This is a genomic window from Mesorhizobium sp. M1348, assembly GCF_040317925.1.
Classification (GTDB): domain Bacteria; phylum Pseudomonadota; class Alphaproteobacteria; order Rhizobiales; family Rhizobiaceae; genus Mesorhizobium.
Genome location: NZ_JAMYLH010000043.1, coordinates 1 through 19,886, shown reverse-complemented (window position 1 = coordinate 19,886; position 19,886 = coordinate 1). Strand labels below are relative to the sequence as shown.

Below are 19,886 nucleotides of genomic sequence, written 5' to 3'. Positions count from 1 at the left end.
AGATTGTTTCAATCCTGAAACTTCAAGCTTGAATTAATCCGCCTCAGGCGTAAACTCGACGGACAGAAGCGAAGAGGAGATCGCACGATGAAAGTTGCGGTTCTCGGCGGCGGACCAGCCGGGCTCTACTTTGCCATCTCGCTGAAGCTCCGGGATGCCGCGCATGACGTGACGGTGTTCGAGCGCAACCGTGCCGATGATACGTTCGGCTGGGGCGTCGTGCTGTCGGCCGAAACGCTGGAGAACCTGACCAAGAACGACCCGGTTAGCGCCACCTGGATCCGCAAGCATTTCGCCTATTGGGACGATATCGCCGTCATCCATGACGGCGTGCGCACGGTCTCGACCGGTCACGGCTTTTGCGGCATCGGCCGCAAGCGGCTGCTCACCCTGCTGCAGCGGCGGGCGCGCGAACTCGGCGTCAAGCTGGTGTTCGAGACCGATATCGCCGATCCCAAGCCATATATGGAGACGCACGACCTGGTCGTCGCCGCCGACGGGCTGAACTCGAAAGCGCGGGGCGCCTTCGTCGACGTGTTCAAGCCCGATATCGACATCCGTAAATGCAAGTTCGTCTGGCTCGGCACCCGTCAGAAATTCGACGACGCCTTCACCTTCATCTTCGAAAAGACCGAAAATGGCTGGGTGTGGGCGCATGCCTACCAGTTCGACAGAGATACCGCGACCTTCATCGTCGAATGCAGCGAGCAGACCTGGCAGCGCTTCGGCTTCGGCGCGATGTCGCAGCAGGAATCGATTGCCGTCTGCGAGCGCATCTTTGCCCGCCATCTCGGCGGCCACGCGCTGATGACCAACGCAAATCATATCCGCGGCTCGGCCTGGATCAATTTCCCGCGTGTCTTGTGCGAACGCTGGTCCTACAAGAACCTGGCACTGATGGGCGACGCGGCGGCGAGCGCGCATTTCTCGATCGGCTCCGGCACCAAGCTGGCGCTGGAAAGCGCGGTGGCGCTGGCCGACTATGTCGAGTCCGAGCCGGACCTCGAGGCAGCCTTCCGCAAATATGAGGACGCCCGCCGCACCGAAGTGCTGAAGCTGCAGTCGGCGGCGCGCAATTCGCTCGAATGGTTCGAGGAGGTCGAGCGCTATCTCGGCCTCGATCCGGTGCAGTTCAACTATTCGCTGCTGACGCGTTCGCAGCGCATCAGTCACGAGAATTTGCGGCTGCGCGATGCCGAGTGGCTGGCCGGCGCCGAGGAGTGGTTCCAGCGCCAGGCCGGCGCCGGGGGCAACAATCTGCGTCGCGCGCCGATGTTCGCGCCGTTCCGGCTGCGCGACATGGCACTGCAGAACCGCGTCGTCGTCTCGCCGATGGCACAATACAAAGCGGTCGACGGCTGTCCGACCGACTGGCATTTCGCCCATTACGCCGAACGGGCCAAGGGCGGCGCCGGCCTCCTCTACATCGAGATGACCTGCGTCAGTCCGGAGGGCCGCATCACGCCTGGCTGCCCCGGTTTTTATGCGCCCGAGCATGAGGTCGCCTGGAAGCGACTGGTGGAGTTCGTCCATGCCGAGACCGAGGCCAAGATCTGCGCCCAGATCGGCCATTCCGGTGCCAAGGGGTCGACCAGGGTCGGCTGGCAGGGAACCGACGTGCCACTGCCCTCAGGCAATTGGCCGGTCATGGCAGCGTCTTCCGTGCCGTGGTCGCCGGAGAACCAGGTGCCGAAGGCGATGGACCGCGCCGACATGGATATGGTGCGCGACCAGTTTGTCGCCTCGGCCGAGATGGCGGCGCGCTGCGGCTTCGACATGCTCGAAATCCACGCCGCGCACGGCTATCTCCTGTCCTCCTTCATCACGCCCCTGACCAACCGGCGCACCGACACCTATGGCGGCTCGCTGGAAAACCGCATGCGCTATCCCTTGGAAATCTTTCATGCGGTGCGCGCCGCGTGGCCGGCCGAGAAGCCGATCTCGATGCGCATCTCCGCCAATGACTGGCTGGGCATCGAAGGCGTGACGCCGGCCGATGCCGTAGAGATCGCGCGGCTGCTGCATGAGGCCGGCGTAGACATCTGCGACGTATCGGCCGGCCAGACTTCGGCCGTGGCAAGACCGGTCTATGGCCGCATGTTCCAGACGCCGTTTTCCGATCGCATCCGCAACGAGGTCGGCATGGCGACGATGGCGGTCGGCAATATCTATGAGCCGGACCACGTCAACTCGATCCTGATGGCGGGCCGCGCCGATCTCGTCGCACTGGCTAGGCCGCATCTTGCCGATCCCTATTGGACGCTGCACGCGGCCGTCACGCTTGGCGATCGCGGCGCCAAATGGCCGGATCCCTATCTGCCCGGCCGCGACCAGCTCTTCCGGCTGGCCGAGCGCGAAGCGGCAGCGGGGTTGAAAGTATGAGTGCCGCGGCGACGATTTCGGGGCGGCATGCGCTGGTCACCGGCGGCGGCTCCGGCGTCGGCCGCGCGATCGCGCTGGTGCTGGCCGGGGCCGGCGTCGACGTGACCATCTGCGGCCGGCGCGAAGCGGCGCTTGCCGAGGTCGCCGCTGAGAACAAGCGTATCTTCGCCATTGCCGCCGACGTCACCGACGAGGCATCGATGGCGTCGCTCTACGAGGCGGCGGAAGCGGCACGCGGAGCGTTTGACATCGTCGTTGCCAATGCCGGTATGTCCGGCAGTGCCCCGGCGCAGCGGACCTCGCTGGCAGACTGGCAGCGCACGCTCGACGTCAACTTGACCGGTGCGTTCCTGACGGTGAAGCCGGCGTTGGCCGGCATGGCGGTGCGCAAGACTGGCCGTCTCATCTTCGTCGCTTCCACCGCCGGACTGAAAGGCTATCCCTATGTCGCAGCTTACGTTGCCGCCAAGCATGGCGTCGTCGGCCTGATGCGGGCACTCGCCGTCGAGACCGCCAAGTCCGGCATAACAGTGAATGCGGTGTGCCCAGGGTTTGTCGAAACCGAGATGCTGGAGAGCGCCGTCCAGCGCATCGTCGAAACGACCGGCCGCTCGTCCGAGCAGGCACGGACAAGCCTTGCCGCGACCAACCCGCAAGGCCGCTTCATCCAGCCGGAAGAAATTGCGGCCGCCGTACTTTATCTGTGTGGCGACGACGCCCGGTCGATTACCGGGCAGACGATTTCGATCTCCGGAGGTGAGACATGGTAGCCGGTCCCCTGCCCGCCCCGTCCGGACCCGGCAAGGACCGCCTGCGGCTGTGGATACGCCTGCTGCGCGCCTCGCGCACCATCGAGGCCGAGCTGCGCGAGCGGTTGCGGCAAGAGTTCAACACGACGCTGCCACGCTTCGACGTGATGGCTGCGCTCTACAGGGCGCCGGAAGGCATGCTGATGAGCGACCTGTCGCGCTTCCTGCTGGTGTCCAACGGCAATGTCACCGGCATCATCGACCGGCTGGTCTCGGAAGGGTTGGTGATGCGGGCCCGACGCAATGGCGACCGCCGCACTTCGATGGTGCGGCTGACCGAAGAAGGGTCGAAGACTTTCGCCGTGATCGCCGCCGCGCATGAAAAATGGGTCGGCGAGTTGCTGGGCAATGTGAGCGAGGACGAGGCGCGCCGGTTGACCGGCATGCTGACCTCCTTCCGCAGCAATTGGGAGGGACGGGAATGACGAAGATGGCGGGCCGCAAGCCGAAGCATTTCCTCTGGCAGGTCGAAGGCAAGATCGCAAAAATCCGGCTCGATCGGCCCGAACGCAAGAACCCGTTGACCTTCGACAGCTATGCCGAATTGCGCGACACTTTTCGCGATCTCGTCTATGCCGACGATGTCGATGCGGTGGTGTTCCTTCCCAATGGCGGCAATTTCTGCTCGGGCGGCGATGTCCACGAAATCATCGGCCCACTGGTCAAGATGGACATGAAGGCGCTGCTCGCCTTCACCCGCATGACCGGCGATTTCGTCAAGGCGATGCTGAATTGCGGCAAGCCGATTATCGCGGCGGTCGACGGCGTGGCGGTCGGCGCCGGCGCCATCATCGCCATGGCCTCCGATATCCGTATCGCCACGCCCCAGGCCAAGACAGCATTCCTTTTTACCCGCGTCGGCCTTGCCGGCTGCGACATGGGCGCCTGCGCGATCCTGCCGCGCATCATTGGCCAGGGCCGCGCCGCCGAGCTGCTCTATACTGGTCGCACGATGAGCGCCGAGGAAGGCGAGCGCTGGGGCTTCTACAACCGGCTGGTCGATGCCGCAACGCTCGAGGCCGACGCGCTCGACATGGCCGCGCGCATCGTTTCCGGCCCGACCTTCGCCCATGGCATGACCAAGACGCAGCTGAACCAGGAATGGTCGATGGGGCTTGACCAGGCGATCGAAGCGGAAGCGCAGGCCCAGGCGATGTGCATGCAGACCCGCGATTTCGAGCGGGCGTACACGGCTTTCGTCGCCAAGGAAAAACCGGTGTTCGAGGGGGATTGAGGATGATCGCTTCCATGGGCACGCTGGCGGGACAGAACCCCCCTCTGGCCTGCCGGCCATCTCCCCCTCAAGGGGGGAGATTGGATGTCAGGCCCGCTTTCGCCAATCTCCAACATCGCAGGGAGAGCCGTGGCAGCGAAGCCGCCAATCTCCCCCCTAGAGGGGGAGATGTCCGGCAGGACAGAGGGGGGCGCCGTGGAGCACAAGCCCTGAAGGATAGCGGAGGCAGACACAATGCCTGACCGTTCCTTCCTCTCCTGGCCGTTCTTCGAGAATCGCCACCGCGAGCTGGCGGAGCGGCTGGAGGCATGGTGCAACAAGAACCTGCCGGTTGCGCATGACGATGTCGACGCAGCCTGTCGCGAGCTGGTGGCCAAGCTCGGCAAGGACGGCTGGCTGAAGCCGACGGCGCTCGATACCGACAACCCCTCACCGCTCGACGTGCGTACGCTCTGCCTCACACGCGAGACGCTGGCCCGGCATGACGGGCTGGCCGATTTCGCCTTCGCCATGCAAGGGCTCGGCACTGGTGCGCTCAGCCTGTTCGGCTCGCCCGACCAGCAGAGCTGGCTGGCGAAGACACGGGCTGGCAAGGCGATTTCGGCTTTCGCGCTGTCGGAGCCGCGTTCTGGCTCGGACGTTGCCAATATGGAAATGACGGCCACGCGTGACCGCGACAGCTATCTCTTGTCCGGCGAAAAGACCTGGATCTCCAACGGCGGTATCGCTGACTTTTATGTTGTCTTTGCCCGCACCGGCGAGGCGCCCGGCGCCAAGGGGCTTTCCGCCTTTGTCGTGCCTTCCGAAACCGAGGGGCTGATTGTCGCCGGGCGGCTGGAAGTGATCGCGCCGCACCCGCTCGCCCGGCTATCCTTTGACAACGCACGCGTTCCAGCCTCGGCGCTGGTCGGCAAACCCGGTGACGGTTTTCGCATCGCCATGTCCGTGCTCGATGTGTTCCGTTCGACTGTCGGCGCAGCAGCGCTCGGCTTTGCCCGGCGCGCGCTGGACGAAAGCATCAAAAGAGTGGCCGAGCGCAGGCTGTTCGGTGCACCGATGGCCGAGCTGCAGATGGTGCAGGGCCACATCGCCGACATGGCGCTGGATGTCGATGCCGCCGCGCTGCTGGTCTATCGTGCCGCCTGGACCAAGGACATGGGCGCGGCTCGGGTTACCCGCGAAGCCGCCATGGCCAAGCTGTTCGCTACCGACAAAGCGCAAGAGGTGATCGACAAGGCTGTGCAGCTGCATGGCGGCGACGGCGTCCGCAGGGGCCATATCGTCGAAAGCCTGTATCGCGAGATCCGGGCACTGCGCATCTACGAGGGAGCGTCCGACGTGCAGAAGGTGGTGATTGCGCGGCAAGTATTGGGAGCGGCCTGAGACCGGAGTTGTGTGGAAGAATTGATTGTCTTCGAGTTTTGAGCGACCGGATTTGAGCATTGGGAGGCTTTGATATGCACACCATCCTGCAGCCGGAAGGCTGGGCGAAACCCGTCGGCTACGCCAATGGCGTCGCCGCGCGTGGGCAGCTTGTCTTCGTCGGCGGGCAGGTCGGCTGGAACGGGCAGGGCCGCTTCGAGACCGACGATCTTGTCGGCCAGGTGCGGCAGACGCTGGCCAATATCGTCGCCGTGCTCGCCGAGGCCGGCGCCACGCCTGAGCATATCACCTCGATGACCTGGTACTTTACCGACAAGGCGGAATATTTGGCCAATCTCAGGGGGATCGGCGAGGTCTATCGCGAGGTGATCGGCCGGCATTTTCCGGCGATGGCCGCCATGCAGGTGATGGCGCTGGTCGAGGATCGCGCCAAGGTTGAGATCCAGGCCACGGCGGTTATTCCGGAGTGACGGCATCACGCGGCAATTTTTTAAGCTTAAAACTTTCGCCTTGAAAAGCGCCGTACTTTGGATAGCATCCGATGTCTTACGACTGCCGTGCCGGGAGGGCTTTCCGGCAGTCCCGTCACTTGGCGCATCAAAACCGTGCGGGGCCAAACCCGTCCGATCACAACCAGAGGGAACGAAAATGAACTTCACCCGTCGCAACCTGCTTCTTGTTGCTGCCGCCATCGGCATCGCCGGCGGCCCGGCCTATGCCGAAGGCACGCTGAATGTCGGCGCCTATCCGACCAATCCGCCTTTTGAATACAAGAACGAGAGCGGCACGTTCGAGGGTTTCGAAGTCGACATCATCAACGAAGCGGCAAAGCGTATCGGCATGACCACTGATATCGCCGACCTCGGTTTCCAGGCGTTGTTCGCCGCCACCACCTCGAAGCGTATCGACGTCGCCATCTCGTCGATCACCATCACGCCGGAGCGGCTGAAGTCGCAGTCGTTCACGCAGTCCTACTATGATTCCGACATGGGCATCGCCGCGAAGGCCGACAGTCCAATCAAGGCCGAGGCCGACCTTAAGGGCAAGATCGTCGGCGTGCTGTCCGGCTCGACCGGCGAAGCCTGGGTCAAGGCCCACCAGGAGGCGGACGGGTTCAGTGACGTCAAGGGCTACGACACCCAGCAGAATTTGCTGCTCGATCTCAGCTCCGGCCGCGTCGATGCGGCGGTGAGCGATATTCCGGGCCTGGAATATTCCTTCACCAGGATGAAGGATCTCGCCGTAAAAGAGCGCATCAAGACCGGCGAGCAGTACGGCCTGATGATGACCAAGGACCACCCGCTGCTCGGCAAGCTGAACGACGCGCTGACCGCGATGAAGAAGGACGGCACGCTGGCCGCGATCCACAAGAAGTGGTTCGGCAGCGACGCACCGGCCGATTCCTCGACCGTCAAGGAAATGCCTATGCCGAAGGCCTGAACGGCAGTTCGCGCTTAAATGTCGTGCCGGCTTTCGTGCCGGCACGATTTCGGATTTCGGGCTCGGGCTCGAGCGTCGCGGGACGCCAAACGTTTCGGAAATGCTGCGATGTCGCTGCTGGACACCTTCTTCAACGCCGACGTCATGGTCTCCAGCCTGCCGGCGTTGCTGCGCGGTTTCCTGAACACGCTGCTGCTCGGAATCATGAGCATCGGCATCGGTATTCCCGTCGGCCTCGCGATCAGCCTGGTGCGGCTCTATGCGCCAAAGCCGCTTCGGCTGCTGGCTGTCGGCTACATCGACATTTTCCGGGCGATGCCGGTGCTGGTCGTGCTGATCCTGATCTACTATGCGCTGCCGTTCCTCGGCATTCGCCTGTCATCGTGGACGTCCGCGGTGATGGCCTTCGCCATCATCATGGCGGCCTATTCGGCCGAGGTGTTCCGCTCCGGCATAGAAAGCATTCCGCGCGGCCAGTTCGAGGCGGCGCAGGCGCTCGGCCTGCCGTTCTTGCTGACCTTGCGCAAGGTAGTGCTGCCGCAGGCGATCCGCGTCGTCATTCCACCGATGACCAGCAACTGCGTTTCGATGTTCAAGGACACCTCGCTCGCCTCCACCGTGGCGCTGCCGGAACTGCTGAAGGAAGCGACCAACGCGCAATCACTCTATGCCAACCCCTCACCGCTGATCGGCGCGGCGCTGGTCTATCTCATCTTTCTCTGGCCGATGGTCCGTCTCGTCAGCCTCCTGGAACGCCGCTTCCAGACCGAAAAGACCCGCTGAGGGCGCGAACGATTTCCATCGGCCAATTCTCCGAACATCAACTTCCGTTAGGCACTTCGCAGGAGACGACCTTGAACCAGCATCAGATTTCGAAAACGGGCGATGCCGCAGCTTTCCCAGTCGAGACGATCCGCGCCATGTTTCCCGCCTTGCAGCAAGCCGGAGACTTCGTCTTCATGGACAACGCCGCCGGCGCGCAGATCCCGCAAAGCGTGCTCGATGCGGTCACCAACCATTTGGTCGCGCATAATGTGCAGCGCGGCGGCCGCTATGGCCGCAGCGTCACCGTCGATCAAGCCGTCGCCGGCGCGCGCGAAAGCGTGGCCTTGCTGATCAACGCTACCAACCCGGCGGAGATCTGCTTCGGCATGAACGCCACTTCGTTCATCCGCCTGGTCAGCCTCGGCATCGGCCAGATGCTTTCTGAGCGCCCAAACGGGGAGCGTGACGAGATCGTCATCACCGACATGGATCACGACGCCAATATCGCGACGTGGCTGGCGCTGGCGCCCGCCGGCGCCAAGTTCAAATGGTGGCGGATGCGTGAGGACGGCAATCTGCATGTCGACGATTTGCGCCCGCTGGTCTCCGAGCGCACCCGGCTCGTGGCCTGCACGGTGACGGCGCATTCGATCGGCTCGATTGTCGACGTTGCTTCCGTGGCTGGGATTGCGCATGCGGCAGGCGCTGAAGTGTTCCTCGACTGCGTGCATTACGGGCCGCACGGGCTGATCGATGTGCAGGCTTGGGACTGCGACTATCTGGTCTGCTCCGGCTACAAGAATTTCTCGCCGCATATGGGCTTCCTGTGGGGCCGCTTCGAAACTCTGAAGCGCCTGCCGACCTTCCGCGAAGATTTCATCCCCGACGAGCCGCCTTACAAGATCGAGGCCGGTACCTTCATTTACGAGAACGTCTCCGGCATGGATGCCGCGGTGCGCTACCTCGAATCGATCGGCCGCAATTTTGCTCCAGCCAATAACCGGTCGCGCCGCGACAACATCGTCGCCGGCATGAATGCCATCCGCGACTACGAGCAGGTGCTGGCGCGCGAAATGCTGGCGGTGCTCAAAGATTGCGGCGCGACGATCTACGGCGTGGCCGAAGAGGCACGCCTCAGCGAGCGCGTGCCGACCTTCTGCTTCAACATCGGCACGCTGTCGCCGCAGAGGATCGTCGAGGAGATGGCCGAGATGCAGATCGGCATTCGCGACGGCCACATGTATGCGCCGCGCCTGATGAAGCGGCTCAACCTCAGCATGGACAGCGGCGCCGTGCGCGCCTCGCTGGTGCATTACAATACGATCGAGGAAGTCCAGCGCTTCGGCGAGGCGCTGCGCACCATCATTGCCAGGCTGTCCTGATCGGGCTGACCGGCGGCGCCGGCGCGATCCTCGTGAAGCGCGAAGGCGGTCGCACCCGGGTTCTCCAAGCCGGGACGCAATTGCATGCTTGGGATCAAGTAATCGCCGCCATTCTGCTGCCGATAAGGAATGGGCTGGATTGTCTCGAGCGTCCGCATCCTTTCGCGCAGTCGCTCCGCGACAGGCTCGAAATCGGCCTCCCCAAAACGGTCCACCCTGTAGACCACGAACGGCGGAAGCACGTCGTAGCCCGGATAGTATAGAATTCCGTGATTGATCGGGAACAGCAGGTCGTCGATCGGGCCGTTGACGCCGCGAGCGGAATAATGCTCCTCCCAGCCGCCGGTGGTCACGATCAGCATCGCGCGCTTGCCGGCGAGCGTTCCCTCACCAAAGCGGTCGCCCCACCGCTTATCGCTGTGCTCGCCGACGCCATAGGCGAAGCCGTAGGCGTACACCCGATCGACCCAGCCCTTGAGGATCGCCGGCATGGCGTACCACCACAGCGGGAATTGGAGGATCAGGGTATCGGCCCATAGCAGTTTGTCGATCTCCGCTTTGACGTCATCGGTCAGAGTGCCGCTCGCAAAAGCTTTTTTGGAGGCGCCGGCCGGAATGAAGCGTGCTTCGGGCGGCCACGACGGAAAGTCGGCACGGTCTACCTCGGATTTCCAACCATCGGCATAGAGGTCAGACACCCGCACCTCGTGGCCCTGGGCCTCGAGTTCCCTAATGGCGACGTCACGCAAGGCGCCGTTGAGCGAACGCGGTTCAGGATGCGCAAAAACAAGCAGGACTTTCATGGGTCTACTCCGAAGAAGGACGATAGACACCAAAGGTAGCCAGCCGTGGGCTAATCCACTATATGTAGTGAATGTATAAGATAATGCCGAATAATGGATAGATCGGACGTCACCCTCGAACGCATGCGCACCTTCGTTCGCGTTGCCGAGCGCGGCAGCCTCTCGGCGGTGGCGCGCGAACTCGGAGTTGGGCAGTCGACGGTCACACGGCATTTGCGAGAACTCGAGGAGGCCGTCGGCGTGCCCTTGCTCAGCAGGACCACCCGGCGCGTCACGATGACCGATGAAGGCAGCCGTTACTATGCCGACAGCGTCCAGATCCTGCGCCTCGTTGAGCAGGCCGGCGACGAGGCGCGGGGCACGCGCGGCGCGTCGGCCGGCACGATCCGGATATCCTGCACGGCGGCGCTCGGGGTCTTGCATGTCAGCCGGCTGATCTTCGGCTTTCAGGACCGCCATGCCCATATCGGGATCGATCTCAGCCTCACAGACGAGCGCATAGATCTTGTGCGGGAGGGCGTCGACATCGCGCTTCGCCTCGGTCCGCTCACCGACAGCTCGATGAAGCTGCGGGCGCTCGGCCAGTCCCGGCGTCTGCTGGTGGCGGCGCCGGCCTATCTGGCGGCGCGGGGCAGACCGGCTGCCCCGCAGGATCTGCCTGGCCATGAAGGCATCCGGATGTCGAACATCGCGGGAAGCGACACGCTCACCCTGCAGGGGCCTGGCGGCGAGACCTTTGCGGTGCCCTTTGGCGGGCGATTTCGTGTGGACCATGGGCTTGCCGCGCGCGAAGCCCTTGTCGCCGGACGCGGTATCGCACCCGCGCACCACTGGCTTGTCGACGATCTTCTGGCGGCCGGCCGGCTGGAGGTGGTCATGCCGGACTATTTTCCGCCTCCCGTCCCACTGAGCATGCTGATCGTCCCGGAACGCGCCGGCATTGCCCGGGTGCGGCTGCTGGTCGACTTTCTCGCCGAGCAGATTGCCGGCATTCCGGGGATCGAGAAGCGGTAGCCGGCCGGCAAACCTTGCCGGATCAGGCGGCCTTCTTCTTCGCCAACCTTGCCTTGATGCTGGCAACGTCGGCACGCGGCGTCGCCGCAAACAGCGTCCTGGTGTAGCTGTGCTTGGGGTCGGCGAAGACCTCGTCGCGCGAGCCGTATTCGACGGCTTCGCCGAAATACATCACCATCACGTCGTCGGCGATGTAGCGCACCACCGACAGGTCGTGGCTGATGAAAACATAGGTCAGCTGAAACTCGTCCTGCAGGTCGGCAAGCAGGTTCAGCACCTGGGCCTGCACCGAAAGATCAAGTGCCGAGACCGGCTCGTCCAGCACCAGAAGGCTAGGGTTGAGCATCAGCGCGCGGGCAATGGCGATGCGCTGGCGCTGGCCGCCCGAAAACATATGCGGGTAGCGATTGTAGTGCTCGGGGCCGAGACCGACCTTCTTCAGCATCTTCATGGCAAGATCGCGCCGCTCGTCGGCCGTGCTGTCGGTGTTGATGAGCAGCGGCTCGCCAAGCACGTCGCCGATCTTCTGGCGTGGATTGAGCGAACCATAGGGGTTCTGGAAGACGATCTGCACCTTGCGGCGCATTTCCTTCGACAGGCCGTCCCTGGCGATGTCCACCTTCTTGCCGTCGATGAAAAGCTCGCCGGAGGTCGCCGGATCGATCAGGGTGATGATGCGGGCGAGTGTTGACTTGCCGCAGCCGCTCTCGCCGACGATGGCCAGCGTCTTGCCCTTGTCGACGCTGAACGAAACACCCTTGACCGCATGAACCGTACGAGAGGGGCGGAAAAGCCCGCCGCCGACATGATAGTCGCGCACGATGTTCTTGCCTTCGACTACCGTCACACTCATGCGGCGGTTCCTCCTGCGGATCGAGCTGCGACTACAGACGGGGCCGGCTCGAACAGCATGTCGGACACAGTAGGCAACCGGTCGCCGACGGCGTTTTCCGGCAGCGCCGACAGGAGCGCGCGCGTGTAGTTGCTCTTAGGGGACTCGAACAGCGACAGCACATCGGCCTCTTCCATCTTGCGGCCCTTATACTGGACGATAACGCGGTCGGCGGTCTCGGCGACGACGCCCATATTGTGGGTGATCATGATCAGGCCCATGCCATATTTGGTCTGCAGGCCGACCAGCAGATCGAGGATTTGCTTCTGGATGGTGACGTCGAGGGCCGTGGTTGGCTCGTCGGCGATCAAAAGCTTAGGATTGCAGGCGATGGCAATGGCAATCATGACGCGCTGGCACTGACCACCCGACATCTGGTGCGGGAAGGAGCCCAGCCGTTCCTGGGGGTCGGCGATGCCGACGAGCTGCATTAGTTCGATGGCACGCGCCCGGCGCTGGGCGCGGTCCATGCCCATGTGGAAGCGCAGCACCTCCTCGATCTGGAAGCCGACGGTAAAACACGGGTTGAGGCTGGCGACCGGCTCCTGGAAGATCATGGAGATGTCCTTGCCGACGATCTTGCGCCGCTCGGATGGGCCGAGCTTGAGCAGGTCGATGCCGTCGAAGGCCATGCGGTCCGCCCTCACCGTCGCCGTGTTCGGCAAAAGCCCCATCACCGCCAGCATCGCCACCGATTTTCCCGAACCGGATTCGCCGACGATCGCCAACACCTCGCGCGGTTCGACCGACAGGTCGATGCCTTGTACCGCCATGAATGGTCCGGCGGCGGTGTCGAAGGAAACGGTCAGGTTCTTGATCTCGAGAAGAGGCATTGGATTATGACCTCTTCAGCTTGGGGTCGAAGGCATCGCGCAGGCCGTCGCCGATCAGATTGATGGCAAGCACAGTGATCAGGATGGCAAGGCCGGGGAAGGTCACCACCCAAGGCGCGCGCAGGATGAACTCGCGCGCCGAGGCGAGCATCGTGCCCCATTCCGGCGTCGGCGGCTGCGCACCGACACCAAGGAAGCCGAGCGCCGCGGCCTCGAGAATAGCGTTGGAGAAGGACAGCGTGGCCTGCACGATCAGCGGTGCCAGGCAGTTCGGCAGGATCGTCCTCACCATCAAGCGAAGATGACCGGCGCCGGCCACCTTGGCGGAGATCACATATTCGCGGTTCTTTTCTGCCATCACGGCGGCGCGGGTGAGACGCGCGAAATGTGGCTGCAGCACCAGCGCGATCGCCAGCATGGCGTTGAACAGGCCGGGGCCGAGGATCGCCACCAGCACCAGCGCCAGAAGCAGCGACGGGAAGGCCAGGATGATATCCATGATACGCATGATCAGCGTGTCGACCCAGCCGCGGAAATAGCCGGCGAGCACGCCAAGCACGATGCCGCTGGTGAGCGAGAAGACGACCACCACCAGGCCGATGAACAGCGAGAAACGCGCCCCGAAGATCAACCGTGAAAGCATGTCGCGGCCGACCGCATCGGTGCCGAGCAGGAACATCGATTTGCCACCTTCCTGCCAGGCAGGAGGTGCCAGCAGCGCATCGCGAAACTGCTCGTCGGGCGAATGCGGGGCGACGAACGGCGCAAAGATCGCCACCAGCACCAGCGCCGAAAACACGACAAGGCCGATGACGGCCCCGGTGTTCATCGAGAAGTAGTGCCAGAACTCGGCAAACGCCCTTTGCCTGCCGCCTGTCGGGATGGAGGCAGCGGTGGCTTCGGCGGCGGATTCGTCGGTCATCTCACTGCACCCGGATGCGCGGATTGATGACGGCGTAGAGCACGTCGACGATCAGGTTCACCGCCATGACGATCAGCGCGATGATCAGCAATCCGCTCTGGACGACGACATAGTCGCGCTTGCCGATGGCGTCGATCATCCATTTGCCGATGCCTGGCCAGGAAAAAATGGTTTCGGTCAGAATGGCGCCCGCCATCAACGTGCCGACCTGCAAGCCAATGGTGGTGACCACCGGGATCAGCGCGTTGCGAAAAGCGTGCAGCCCGATGACACGGCGCGGCGCCAAGCCCTTGGCGCGCGCGGTGCGGACATAGTCCTCGCCCAGCACCTCGAGCATCGCCGAGCGCGTCTGGCGCGCTATGACGGCGAGCGGGATCGTCGCCAGGACGATCGACGGCAGGATCAAATGGCTGACGGCGGATCTGAAAGCGCCGCTCCTGCCGGAGATCAGGCTGTCGATCAGCATGAACCCCGTTGTCGGCTTGAAGAAATACTGCAGGCCGATGCGGCCGGAAACCGGCGTCCAGCCGAGATAGCCTGAGAAAAAGATGATCAGCAGCAATCCCCACCAGAAGATCGGCATTGAATAGCCGGTCAGCGCGACACCCATCGTCGCCTGGTCGAACCACGAGCCACGCTTGACCGCAGCGAAAATGCCGGCGGGGATGCCAAGCAGAATGGCGATGATCAACGCCACCGTCGCCAGTTCCAGCGTGGCCGGAAACAGCGCCTGGAATTCGCCGAGCACTGGCCGCTTGGTGGCAATCGATATGCCGAAATCGCCGGTCAGGACCCTGCCGATATATTCCAAATACTGGATGACATAGGGCCGGTTGTAGCCAAACTGCTCGACGAGCTGGGCGTAGCGTGCGGGGCTGACACCGCGCTCGCCGGCCAGGGCCAGGATCGGATCGCCCGGCAGAAGCCGGACGAAAGCGAACGCCGCCAGCGATATGCCGAACACGGTCGGGATGATCAAAGCGAGCTTGTGGAGGAGATAACGGAGCATCTTGCTTCATAGAACGGCGGCGCTGGGAGTCCAGCGCCGCCGTTCAATTTCTCAGAACTTATTCGCTGACGTCGACGCCATCAAACCGATGAATGCCAAGCGGGTCCATAACGAAGCCCGCGACCTTCTTGTTCATCGGCATGAAGACCTTGGAGTGGGCGATGGTCAGCCATGGGGCCTCACGCTTGAACACGGCCTGAGCTTCCTCGTAGATCTTGGTGCGCTCGGCGACGTCGGTCGTCGCCTTGCCCTTTTTCAGCAGGCCTTCGAACTCCTGATTGCACCAGATTGCATAGTTGGACTGGCCGATGGCATCGCAACCGAGCAGGAAAAAGAAGTTGTCCGGATCGCCATTGTCACCGGTCCAGCCCAGCTGGAAGGCGCCGTCGCGATCCTTAGCCTTGCCGCGCTGGCGGTACTCGGTCCATTCGTAGCTGACGATCTCCGCCTTGACGCCGACGGCGGCATAGTCGGCCTGGATCAACTCGGCGACGCGCTGGGCGTTCGGGTTGTAGGGACGGCTGACCGGCATAGCCCAGATCTTCATCGACAGATCCTTGACGCCCGCGTCGGCCAGCATCTTCTTGGCCGCCTCTGGATCATAGGGATCGTCCTTGATGTCCTTGTTGTAGGACCACATGGTCGGCGGGATCGGGTTGATGGCCGGCGCGCCGGCGCCCTGATAGACCGCGTCGATGATCGCCTTCTTGTTCACCGCCATGTTGAGAGCCTTGCGGACCTCGACCTTGTCGAAGGGCGGCTGCGTCGTGTTGTAAGCCATGTAGCCGATATTCAGGCCTTCCTGCTCGTCAACCTTGAGGTTCGTGTCGGCCTGCAGTCCGGCGATGTCGGCCGGCGCCGGGTACGACATGATATCGCACTCGCCGGCCTTGAGCTTCTGCGCGCGCACGGCCGGATCGGGCGTGATGGCGAAGATCAGATCGTCGATCTTCTGGCGGCCGCCATAGTAGCCGTCCCATGCCGCGTAGCGGATGACCGCATCGACCTGATAGTCGACGAACTGGAACGGACCGGTGCCGATCGGTTTCTGGGTGAACTGCTGCCGAGTGCCGGCCTTGTCGAGCTGGTCGGCATATTCCTTGGAGACGATCGAGGCGAAATCCATGCCGAGATCCGGCAGGAAGGCAACCTCAGGCTTGTTCAGCACGAATTTCACGGTCAGATCGTCGACCTTGACGATTTCCTTCAGAAGTTCCGGGAAGCCCATGCCGGCAAAATATTCCCAGCCGGTACCTTCCAGATAGCTAAACCACGGGCTTTCCTTCTTCCACTGGCGTTCGAAAGAAAAGATCACGTCGTCGGCGTTAAGGTCGCGCGTCGGCGTGAAATAGTCGGTCGTCTGGAATTTCACACCCGGGCGAAGCTTGAACGTGTATTCGAGACCGTCGTCGGAAACCGTCCAGCTCTCGGCGAGGCCGGGCGAGATGGTGGTCTTGCCATGCTCGAACTCGACCAGGCGCGAATAGATGGTGCGCGACGAGGCGTCGAAGTCGTTGCCGCCGCTCCATGGTGACGGGTCGAAGCCGGCCGGCGATGCCTCCGAGCAATAGACCAGTTGTTTTGCATTGGCCATGCCGCCCAGGACGCTTGCAGCCAGCAACGCGGCTGCAAAAGTCAGTTTCTTTTTCATTGAGCACTCCCTGATGTTCTTCCAAGCCCCTCTATCAGGCTCGCGAAGCGCGCATATAAGCACCGTTTTTCTAGCTTTGGAACTCCTCGTTTGCCTAACCCACGGGAAGCAGAAAAAAATTCCGGCACGCAGCAAATTGTGGAAAAAACGAGCGGAATCCGCAGATCACGACATTATTAGCGACTTCAATTTTTTGTTGATCGGCGATGCCGCCAATTGGGGGAATCGAGCCGTTCGGTTCAAGAGATGCGCGTCCGAAAAGCAGTCGCGGCCGAGAGGTTTGACGGCAAGTCTTACCGCACTGCCAGGTGGGCGAGGCTTGCACGGCCGCCGCTAGTGGCAATACATAGATAGATGGAGAGCGTGCCGGATTTCCCACGTTCCGGGCATTGCGGCAAACGTGGATACCTTTGTTCGTCAGGGGCGGCGGTGGCGCTCAAGCGTGCCGAAACGATAAGAACGATTGAGGGAGCGACAGGTGGCAAAACCGGCAAAGACAACGACCGCGGCGAAAGCAAAGGCCGCCGAGGCAACATCGAAAGCGGTCAAGCCAAAAGCGGCCGCCGCCAAGCCGAAGGCTACCGCGAAGGCAAGCGCGAAGCCGGCGGCGAAGACCGCGGCGGCAAAGGCTGCCAAACCGGGGGCCGGCAAGACGGCGCCTGCCGCAAGCTCTGCCGCCGCCAAGCCGGCGGCGAAAGCAGTGCCGACAGCGCCCAAACAGGCGGCAGGTCCAGCCAAGAGATTACCGAAGGCGATCACGTCGCTGGCCGCCGGCCTGCCGGAAAAACCGTGGCTCAAGAGTTACCCAAAGATCGTGCCGGCTGAGATCGGCAACCTGCCCTCCAGCTCGATCGGTGACTTTCTCGTCGCCGCCTGCAAGCAGTTTGCCAATCGGCCGGCCTTCGTCTGCATGGGCAAATCGATCACCTATGCCGACCTCGAGCGACAATCGGCGGCCTTCGGCGCCTATCTGCAATCAAAGGGGCTGCAGAAGGGCGCGCGTGTCGCGCTGATGATGCCGAACGTGCTGCAATATCCGGTGGCGATGATGGCAGTGCTTCGCGCCGGCTATGTCGTGGTGAACATCAATCCGCTCTACACGCCGCGCGAGCTGGAGCACCAGCTCAAGGATTCCGGCGCTCAAGCCATTGTCATCCTCGAAAATTTCGCCTGCACCTTGCAGGCGGTGATCGCCAGGACCGCGGTCAAGCATGTCGTGGTCGCCACGATGGGCGACATGCTCGGTGGGCTCAAGGGAACGATCGTCAACTTCGTTGTACGCCGCGTCAAGAAGATGGTGCCCGCATGGTCACTGCCCGGCCATGTCAAATTCAACGCCGCATTGAAGGCCGGCTCCGGCGTGACCTTCAAACCCGCCGAGGTCGTGGCCGACGACATCGCCTTCCTGCAATATACAGGCGGTACGACCGGCATCTCCAAGGGCGCGATGCTTTTGCACAGCAATGTCTTGGCGAACGTCGCGCAGAACGCGCTCTGGGTCGAAGACGCCTACACGGTCAAACCGAAACCGGCGCATATGAACTTCCTCTGCGCGCTGCCGCTCTACCATATCTTTGCGCTCACCGTGAACGCGATGATGGGAATGCAGCAGGGCGCACAGAACGTGCTCATCCCCAATCCGCGCGACATTCCCGGCTTCGTCAAGGAGCTGCAGAAATTCCCGATCCACATCTTCCCGGGCCTCAATACGCTGTTCAATGCGCTGCTCAACAATGAGGATTTTCGCAAGCTCGACTTCAAGCCGCTGATCCTGACGCTGGGTGGCGGCATGGCGGTGCAGAAGGGCATCGCCGAGCGTTGGAAGGCGCTGACCGGCTGCCCGATCAGCGAGGCCTACGGACTCTCAGAAACTTCGCCGGGGGCGACCGCCAACAAATTCAGCGACGGAGTCTACACCGGCACGATCGGCCTGCCGCTGCCCTCGACCGAGATCGCCATCCGCGACGACGACGGCAACAATTTGCCGCTCGGCGAAGTCGGCGAAATCTGCATCCGCGGACCGCAGGTGATGGCCGGCTACTGGAACCGGCCGGACGAGACCGCCAAGGTGATGACCAAGGACGGCTTCTTCAAGTCGGGCGACATGGGCTTCATGGACGAGCGCGGCTACACCAAGATCGTCGACCGTAAGAAGGACATGATTCTGGTTTCCGGCTTCAACGTCTATCCGAACGAACTCGAAGAGGTGGTGGCGCAGCATCCGGGCGTGCTCGAAGTGGCGGCGATCGGCGTGCCGGACGAGCATTCGGGTGAAGTGCCGAAGCTGTTCGTCGTCAAGAAGGACCCGGCACTGACCGCCGAAGCGCTGGTGGCTTATTGCAAGGAGAACCTGACCGGCTACAAGCGCCCCAGATATATCGAGTTCCGCGCCGAACTGCCGAAGACGCCGGTCGGCAAAATCCTGCGGCGGGCGTTGCGGGGCTAGACGCGGCTTGAGCGATTGCATCGTCAGCGCCCACGCCGTGGATACAGGTACGCGTCCGGACCCGGCAGAGTTCATCCGGGCGAACATGCGGATCGCCGCAGTGCCTGCGGTTCCCGAAATCCGGCTTTACACTGCCCATCCCGGAAGCGGGCTCAGGCGGCTTGTCGAGTGGAACCAACACGGCATCGAGGAAGACGGACCTGAACCGGAGCCACCGTACTGGGCCTATGTCTGGGCCGGCGGCGCGGTGCTTGCCCGCTACATAATGGACCGGCCGGAGACCGTGGTCGGGCGTCGCGTGCTCGATCTCGGCGCCGGCTCGGGCCTTGTCGGCATCGCGGCGGCGAAAGCCGGAGCGAGCGAGGTCGTCGCGGCCGAAATCGATCGTAATGGCGTGGCCGCGCTCGGCCTCAATGCGACTGCGAACGGCGTCGCTATCATGATCATTGGCGAAGACATCACCGGCGGTCCGCCGCCACCAGTGGATATCGTGATGGTCGGCGACCTGTTTTACGCCCACGATCTCGCCGGCCGGGTCGTTCCCTTCCTCCAACGCTGCCTTGGAGCCGGCATCGCCGTGCTGATCGGCGATCCTGGCCGCGCCTATCTGCCCCGCTCGCGGCTTCGCCTGCTGGCCGAATACGAGGTGCCGGATGTCGGCGAAGGCAGGAATGCGGCGATGAAACCGAGCGGCGTGTTCTCGTTCGGACCAGCTAGAGTCTTCACGTTTTGACGGAAGCGTATCCGGCGTTTGTGAAGTAGTTTTTGCATTCGCCGGGTTCGATCGTCGCAACGAGGTGGCCGATGTGGCGCCAAGTGTCCTCGACGGTACGCTTCTGAGCTTGTCGCATCCAATGCTTGATCTTGGCGAAGGCCTGCTCGATCGGGTTGAGGTCGGGGGAGTAGGGTGGCAGGTACCAA

Annotated in this window: 19 protein-coding genes; 12 read left to right on the top strand and 7 right to left on the bottom strand. The window is 62.9% G+C overall.

Going from position 1 to position 19,886, the window contains the following annotated elements:
* The first annotated feature begins 87 nt into the window (after positions 1-87).
* From NKH13_RS33190 to NKH13_RS33150, 9 genes are all read left to right on the top strand, one after another.
* Positions 88-2,382, top strand: coding sequence for a bifunctional salicylyl-CoA 5-hydroxylase/oxidoreductase (locus NKH13_RS33190; RefSeq protein ID WP_352721764.1), 2,295 nt, complete (start codon positions 88-90; stop codon positions 2,380-2,382).
* A complete protein-coding gene (locus tag NKH13_RS33185; protein WP_352721766.1) occupies positions 2,379-3,152 on the top strand; it encodes an SDR family NAD(P)-dependent oxidoreductase in 774 nt (257 codons plus the stop codon). Before NKH13_RS33190 ends, NKH13_RS33185 begins: the two co-directional genes overlap by 4 nt.
* A complete protein-coding gene (locus NKH13_RS33180) occupies positions 3,146-3,616 on the top strand; it encodes a MarR family winged helix-turn-helix transcriptional regulator (protein ID WP_254816232.1) in 471 nt (156 codons plus the stop codon). The genes NKH13_RS33185 and NKH13_RS33180 overlap by 7 nt, the downstream gene beginning before the upstream one ends.
* Entirely contained in the window at positions 3,613-4,425 is an 813-nt protein-coding gene (locus tag NKH13_RS33175; RefSeq protein ID WP_352721768.1) for an enoyl-CoA hydratase family protein, read from the top strand. Before NKH13_RS33180 ends, NKH13_RS33175 begins: the two co-directional genes overlap by 4 nt.
* Before the next feature lie 234 nt (positions 4,426-4,659).
* The gene (locus NKH13_RS33170; RefSeq protein ID WP_352721769.1) at positions 4,660-5,808 is read left to right on the top strand and encodes an acyl-CoA dehydrogenase family protein; all 1,149 of its coding nucleotides are present in this window, start codon (positions 4,660-4,662) and stop codon (positions 5,806-5,808) included.
* Positions 5,809-5,882: 74 nt separating this feature from the next.
* Positions 5,883-6,278 (top strand): RidA family protein, encoded by a 396-nt coding sequence (locus tag NKH13_RS33165; protein ID WP_352721770.1) that lies wholly within the window; start codon positions 5,883-5,885, stop codon positions 6,276-6,278.
* A gap of 178 nt (positions 6,279-6,456) precedes the next feature.
* The gene (locus NKH13_RS33160; protein WP_352721771.1) at positions 6,457-7,248 is read left to right on the top strand and encodes an ABC transporter substrate-binding protein; all 792 of its coding nucleotides are present in this window, start codon (positions 6,457-6,459) and stop codon (positions 7,246-7,248) included.
* A gap of 108 nt (positions 7,249-7,356) precedes the next feature.
* The gene (locus tag NKH13_RS33155) at positions 7,357-8,031 is read left to right on the top strand and encodes an amino acid ABC transporter permease (protein WP_292656040.1); all 675 of its coding nucleotides are present in this window, start codon (positions 7,357-7,359) and stop codon (positions 8,029-8,031) included.
* Positions 8,032-8,102: 71 nt separating this feature from the next.
* Positions 8,103-9,395: a cysteine desulfurase-like protein gene (locus tag NKH13_RS33150; protein WP_352721772.1), complete on the top strand. Its 1,293-nt coding sequence runs from the start codon at positions 8,103-8,105 to the stop codon at positions 9,393-9,395.
* On the opposite strand, the gene NKH13_RS33145 is transcribed toward NKH13_RS33150, so the two are convergent.
* Positions 9,326-10,198, bottom strand: a complete 873-nt coding sequence (locus NKH13_RS33145; RefSeq protein WP_352917055.1) for an NAD(P)H-dependent oxidoreductase — start codon at positions 10,196-10,198, stop codon at positions 9,326-9,328. The genes NKH13_RS33150 and NKH13_RS33145 overlap by 70 nt on opposite strands.
* 93 nt (positions 10,199-10,291) lie before the next feature.
* Between NKH13_RS33145 and NKH13_RS33140 the strand changes: the two genes are divergently transcribed.
* Entirely contained in the window at positions 10,292-11,212 is a 921-nt protein-coding gene (locus NKH13_RS33140; RefSeq protein ID WP_352917053.1) for a LysR family transcriptional regulator, read from the top strand.
* 22 nt (positions 11,213-11,234) lie between these two features.
* On the opposite strand, the gene NKH13_RS33135 is transcribed toward NKH13_RS33140, so the two are convergent.
* Genes NKH13_RS33135 through NKH13_RS33115 form a run of 5 tightly spaced genes read right to left on the bottom strand, consistent with a single transcriptional unit; the run spans position 11,235 to position 16,519 of the window.
* Positions 11,235-12,065, bottom strand: coding sequence for a dipeptide ABC transporter ATP-binding protein (locus tag NKH13_RS33135; RefSeq protein ID WP_254816240.1), 831 nt, complete (start codon positions 12,063-12,065; stop codon positions 11,235-11,237).
* A complete protein-coding gene (locus NKH13_RS33130; protein WP_352721776.1) occupies positions 12,062-12,937 on the bottom strand; it encodes an ABC transporter ATP-binding protein in 876 nt (291 codons plus the stop codon). The genes NKH13_RS33135 and NKH13_RS33130 overlap by 4 nt, the downstream gene beginning before the upstream one ends.
* 4 nt (positions 12,938-12,941) lie before the next feature.
* Positions 12,942-13,859 carry an ABC transporter permease subunit gene (locus NKH13_RS33125; RefSeq protein ID WP_023676823.1) on the bottom strand — a complete coding sequence of 306 codons (918 nt, stop codon included), beginning with the start codon at positions 13,857-13,859 and terminating at the stop codon, positions 12,942-12,944.
* 1 nt (position 13,860) lies between these two features.
* The gene (locus NKH13_RS33120; protein WP_352721778.1) at positions 13,861-14,868 is read right to left on the bottom strand and encodes an ABC transporter permease subunit; all 1,008 of its coding nucleotides are present in this window, start codon (positions 14,866-14,868) and stop codon (positions 13,861-13,863) included.
* A gap of 58 nt (positions 14,869-14,926) precedes the next feature.
* Positions 14,927-16,519, bottom strand: coding sequence for an ABC transporter substrate-binding protein (locus NKH13_RS33115; RefSeq protein WP_352722205.1), 1,593 nt, complete (start codon positions 16,517-16,519; stop codon positions 14,927-14,929).
* A 478-nt stretch (positions 16,520-16,997) separates the two neighbouring features.
* Here NKH13_RS33115 and NKH13_RS33110 point away from each other — a divergent pair, with 478 nt between their 5' ends.
* Both NKH13_RS33110 and NKH13_RS33105 read left to right on the top strand, forming a co-directional pair.
* Positions 16,998-18,965 carry a long-chain fatty acid--CoA ligase gene (locus tag NKH13_RS33110; protein ID WP_352722206.1) on the top strand — a complete coding sequence of 656 codons (1,968 nt, stop codon included), beginning with the start codon at positions 16,998-17,000 and terminating at the stop codon, positions 18,963-18,965.
* An 85-nt stretch (positions 18,966-19,050) separates the two neighbouring features.
* Positions 19,051-19,698, top strand: a complete 648-nt coding sequence (locus tag NKH13_RS33105) for a class I SAM-dependent methyltransferase (protein WP_502908465.1) — start codon at positions 19,051-19,053, stop codon at positions 19,696-19,698.
* Here NKH13_RS33105 and NKH13_RS33100 read toward each other — a convergent pair.
* Positions 19,688-19,886, bottom strand: a 199-nt coding sequence (locus tag NKH13_RS33100; RefSeq protein WP_352917051.1) for a transposase, incomplete at its 5' end; no start/stop codon positions are given. The genes NKH13_RS33105 and NKH13_RS33100 overlap by 11 nt on opposite strands.

Coding starts and splice junctions, on each gene's coding strand:
- NKH13_RS33145 (WP_352917055.1), bottom strand. CDS start 10,198: ATGAAAGTCCTGCTTGTTTTTGCGCATCCTGAACCGCGTTCGCTCAAC.
- NKH13_RS33115 (WP_352722205.1), bottom strand. CDS start 16,519: ATGAAAAAGAAACTGACTTTTGCAGCCGCGTTGCTGGCTGCAAGCGTC.
- NKH13_RS33175 (WP_352721768.1), top strand. CDS start 3,613: ATGACGAAGATGGCGGGCCGCAAGCCGAAGCATTTCCTCTGGCAGGTC.
- NKH13_RS33170 (WP_352721769.1), top strand. CDS start 4,660: ATGCCTGACCGTTCCTTCCTCTCCTGGCCGTTCTTCGAGAATCGCCAC.
- NKH13_RS33160 (WP_352721771.1), top strand. CDS start 6,457: ATGAACTTCACCCGTCGCAACCTGCTTCTTGTTGCTGCCGCCATCGGC.
- NKH13_RS33180 (WP_254816232.1), top strand. CDS start 3,146: ATGGTAGCCGGTCCCCTGCCCGCCCCGTCCGGACCCGGCAAGGACCGC.
- NKH13_RS33130 (WP_352721776.1), bottom strand. CDS start 12,937: ATGCCTCTTCTCGAGATCAAGAACCTGACCGTTTCCTTCGACACCGCC.
- NKH13_RS33135 (WP_254816240.1), bottom strand. CDS start 12,065: ATGAGTGTGACGGTAGTCGAAGGCAAGAACATCGTGCGCGACTATCAT.
- NKH13_RS33120 (WP_352721778.1), bottom strand. CDS start 14,868: ATGCTCCGTTATCTCCTCCACAAGCTCGCTTTGATCATCCCGACCGTG.
- NKH13_RS33185 (WP_352721766.1), top strand. CDS start 2,379: ATGAGTGCCGCGGCGACGATTTCGGGGCGGCATGCGCTGGTCACCGGC.
- NKH13_RS33125 (WP_023676823.1), bottom strand. CDS start 13,859: ATGACCGACGAATCCGCCGCCGAAGCCACCGCTGCCTCCATCCCGACA.
- NKH13_RS33140 (WP_352917053.1), top strand. CDS start 10,292: ATGGATAGATCGGACGTCACCCTCGAACGCATGCGCACCTTCGTTCGC.
- NKH13_RS33190 (WP_352721764.1), top strand. CDS start 88: ATGAAAGTTGCGGTTCTCGGCGGCGGACCAGCCGGGCTCTACTTTGCC.
- NKH13_RS33105 (WP_502908465.1), top strand. CDS start 19,051: ATGCGGATCGCCGCAGTGCCTGCGGTTCCCGAAATCCGGCTTTACACT.
- NKH13_RS33155 (WP_292656040.1), top strand. CDS start 7,357: ATGTCGCTGCTGGACACCTTCTTCAACGCCGACGTCATGGTCTCCAGC.
- NKH13_RS33165 (WP_352721770.1), top strand. CDS start 5,883: ATGCACACCATCCTGCAGCCGGAAGGCTGGGCGAAACCCGTCGGCTAC.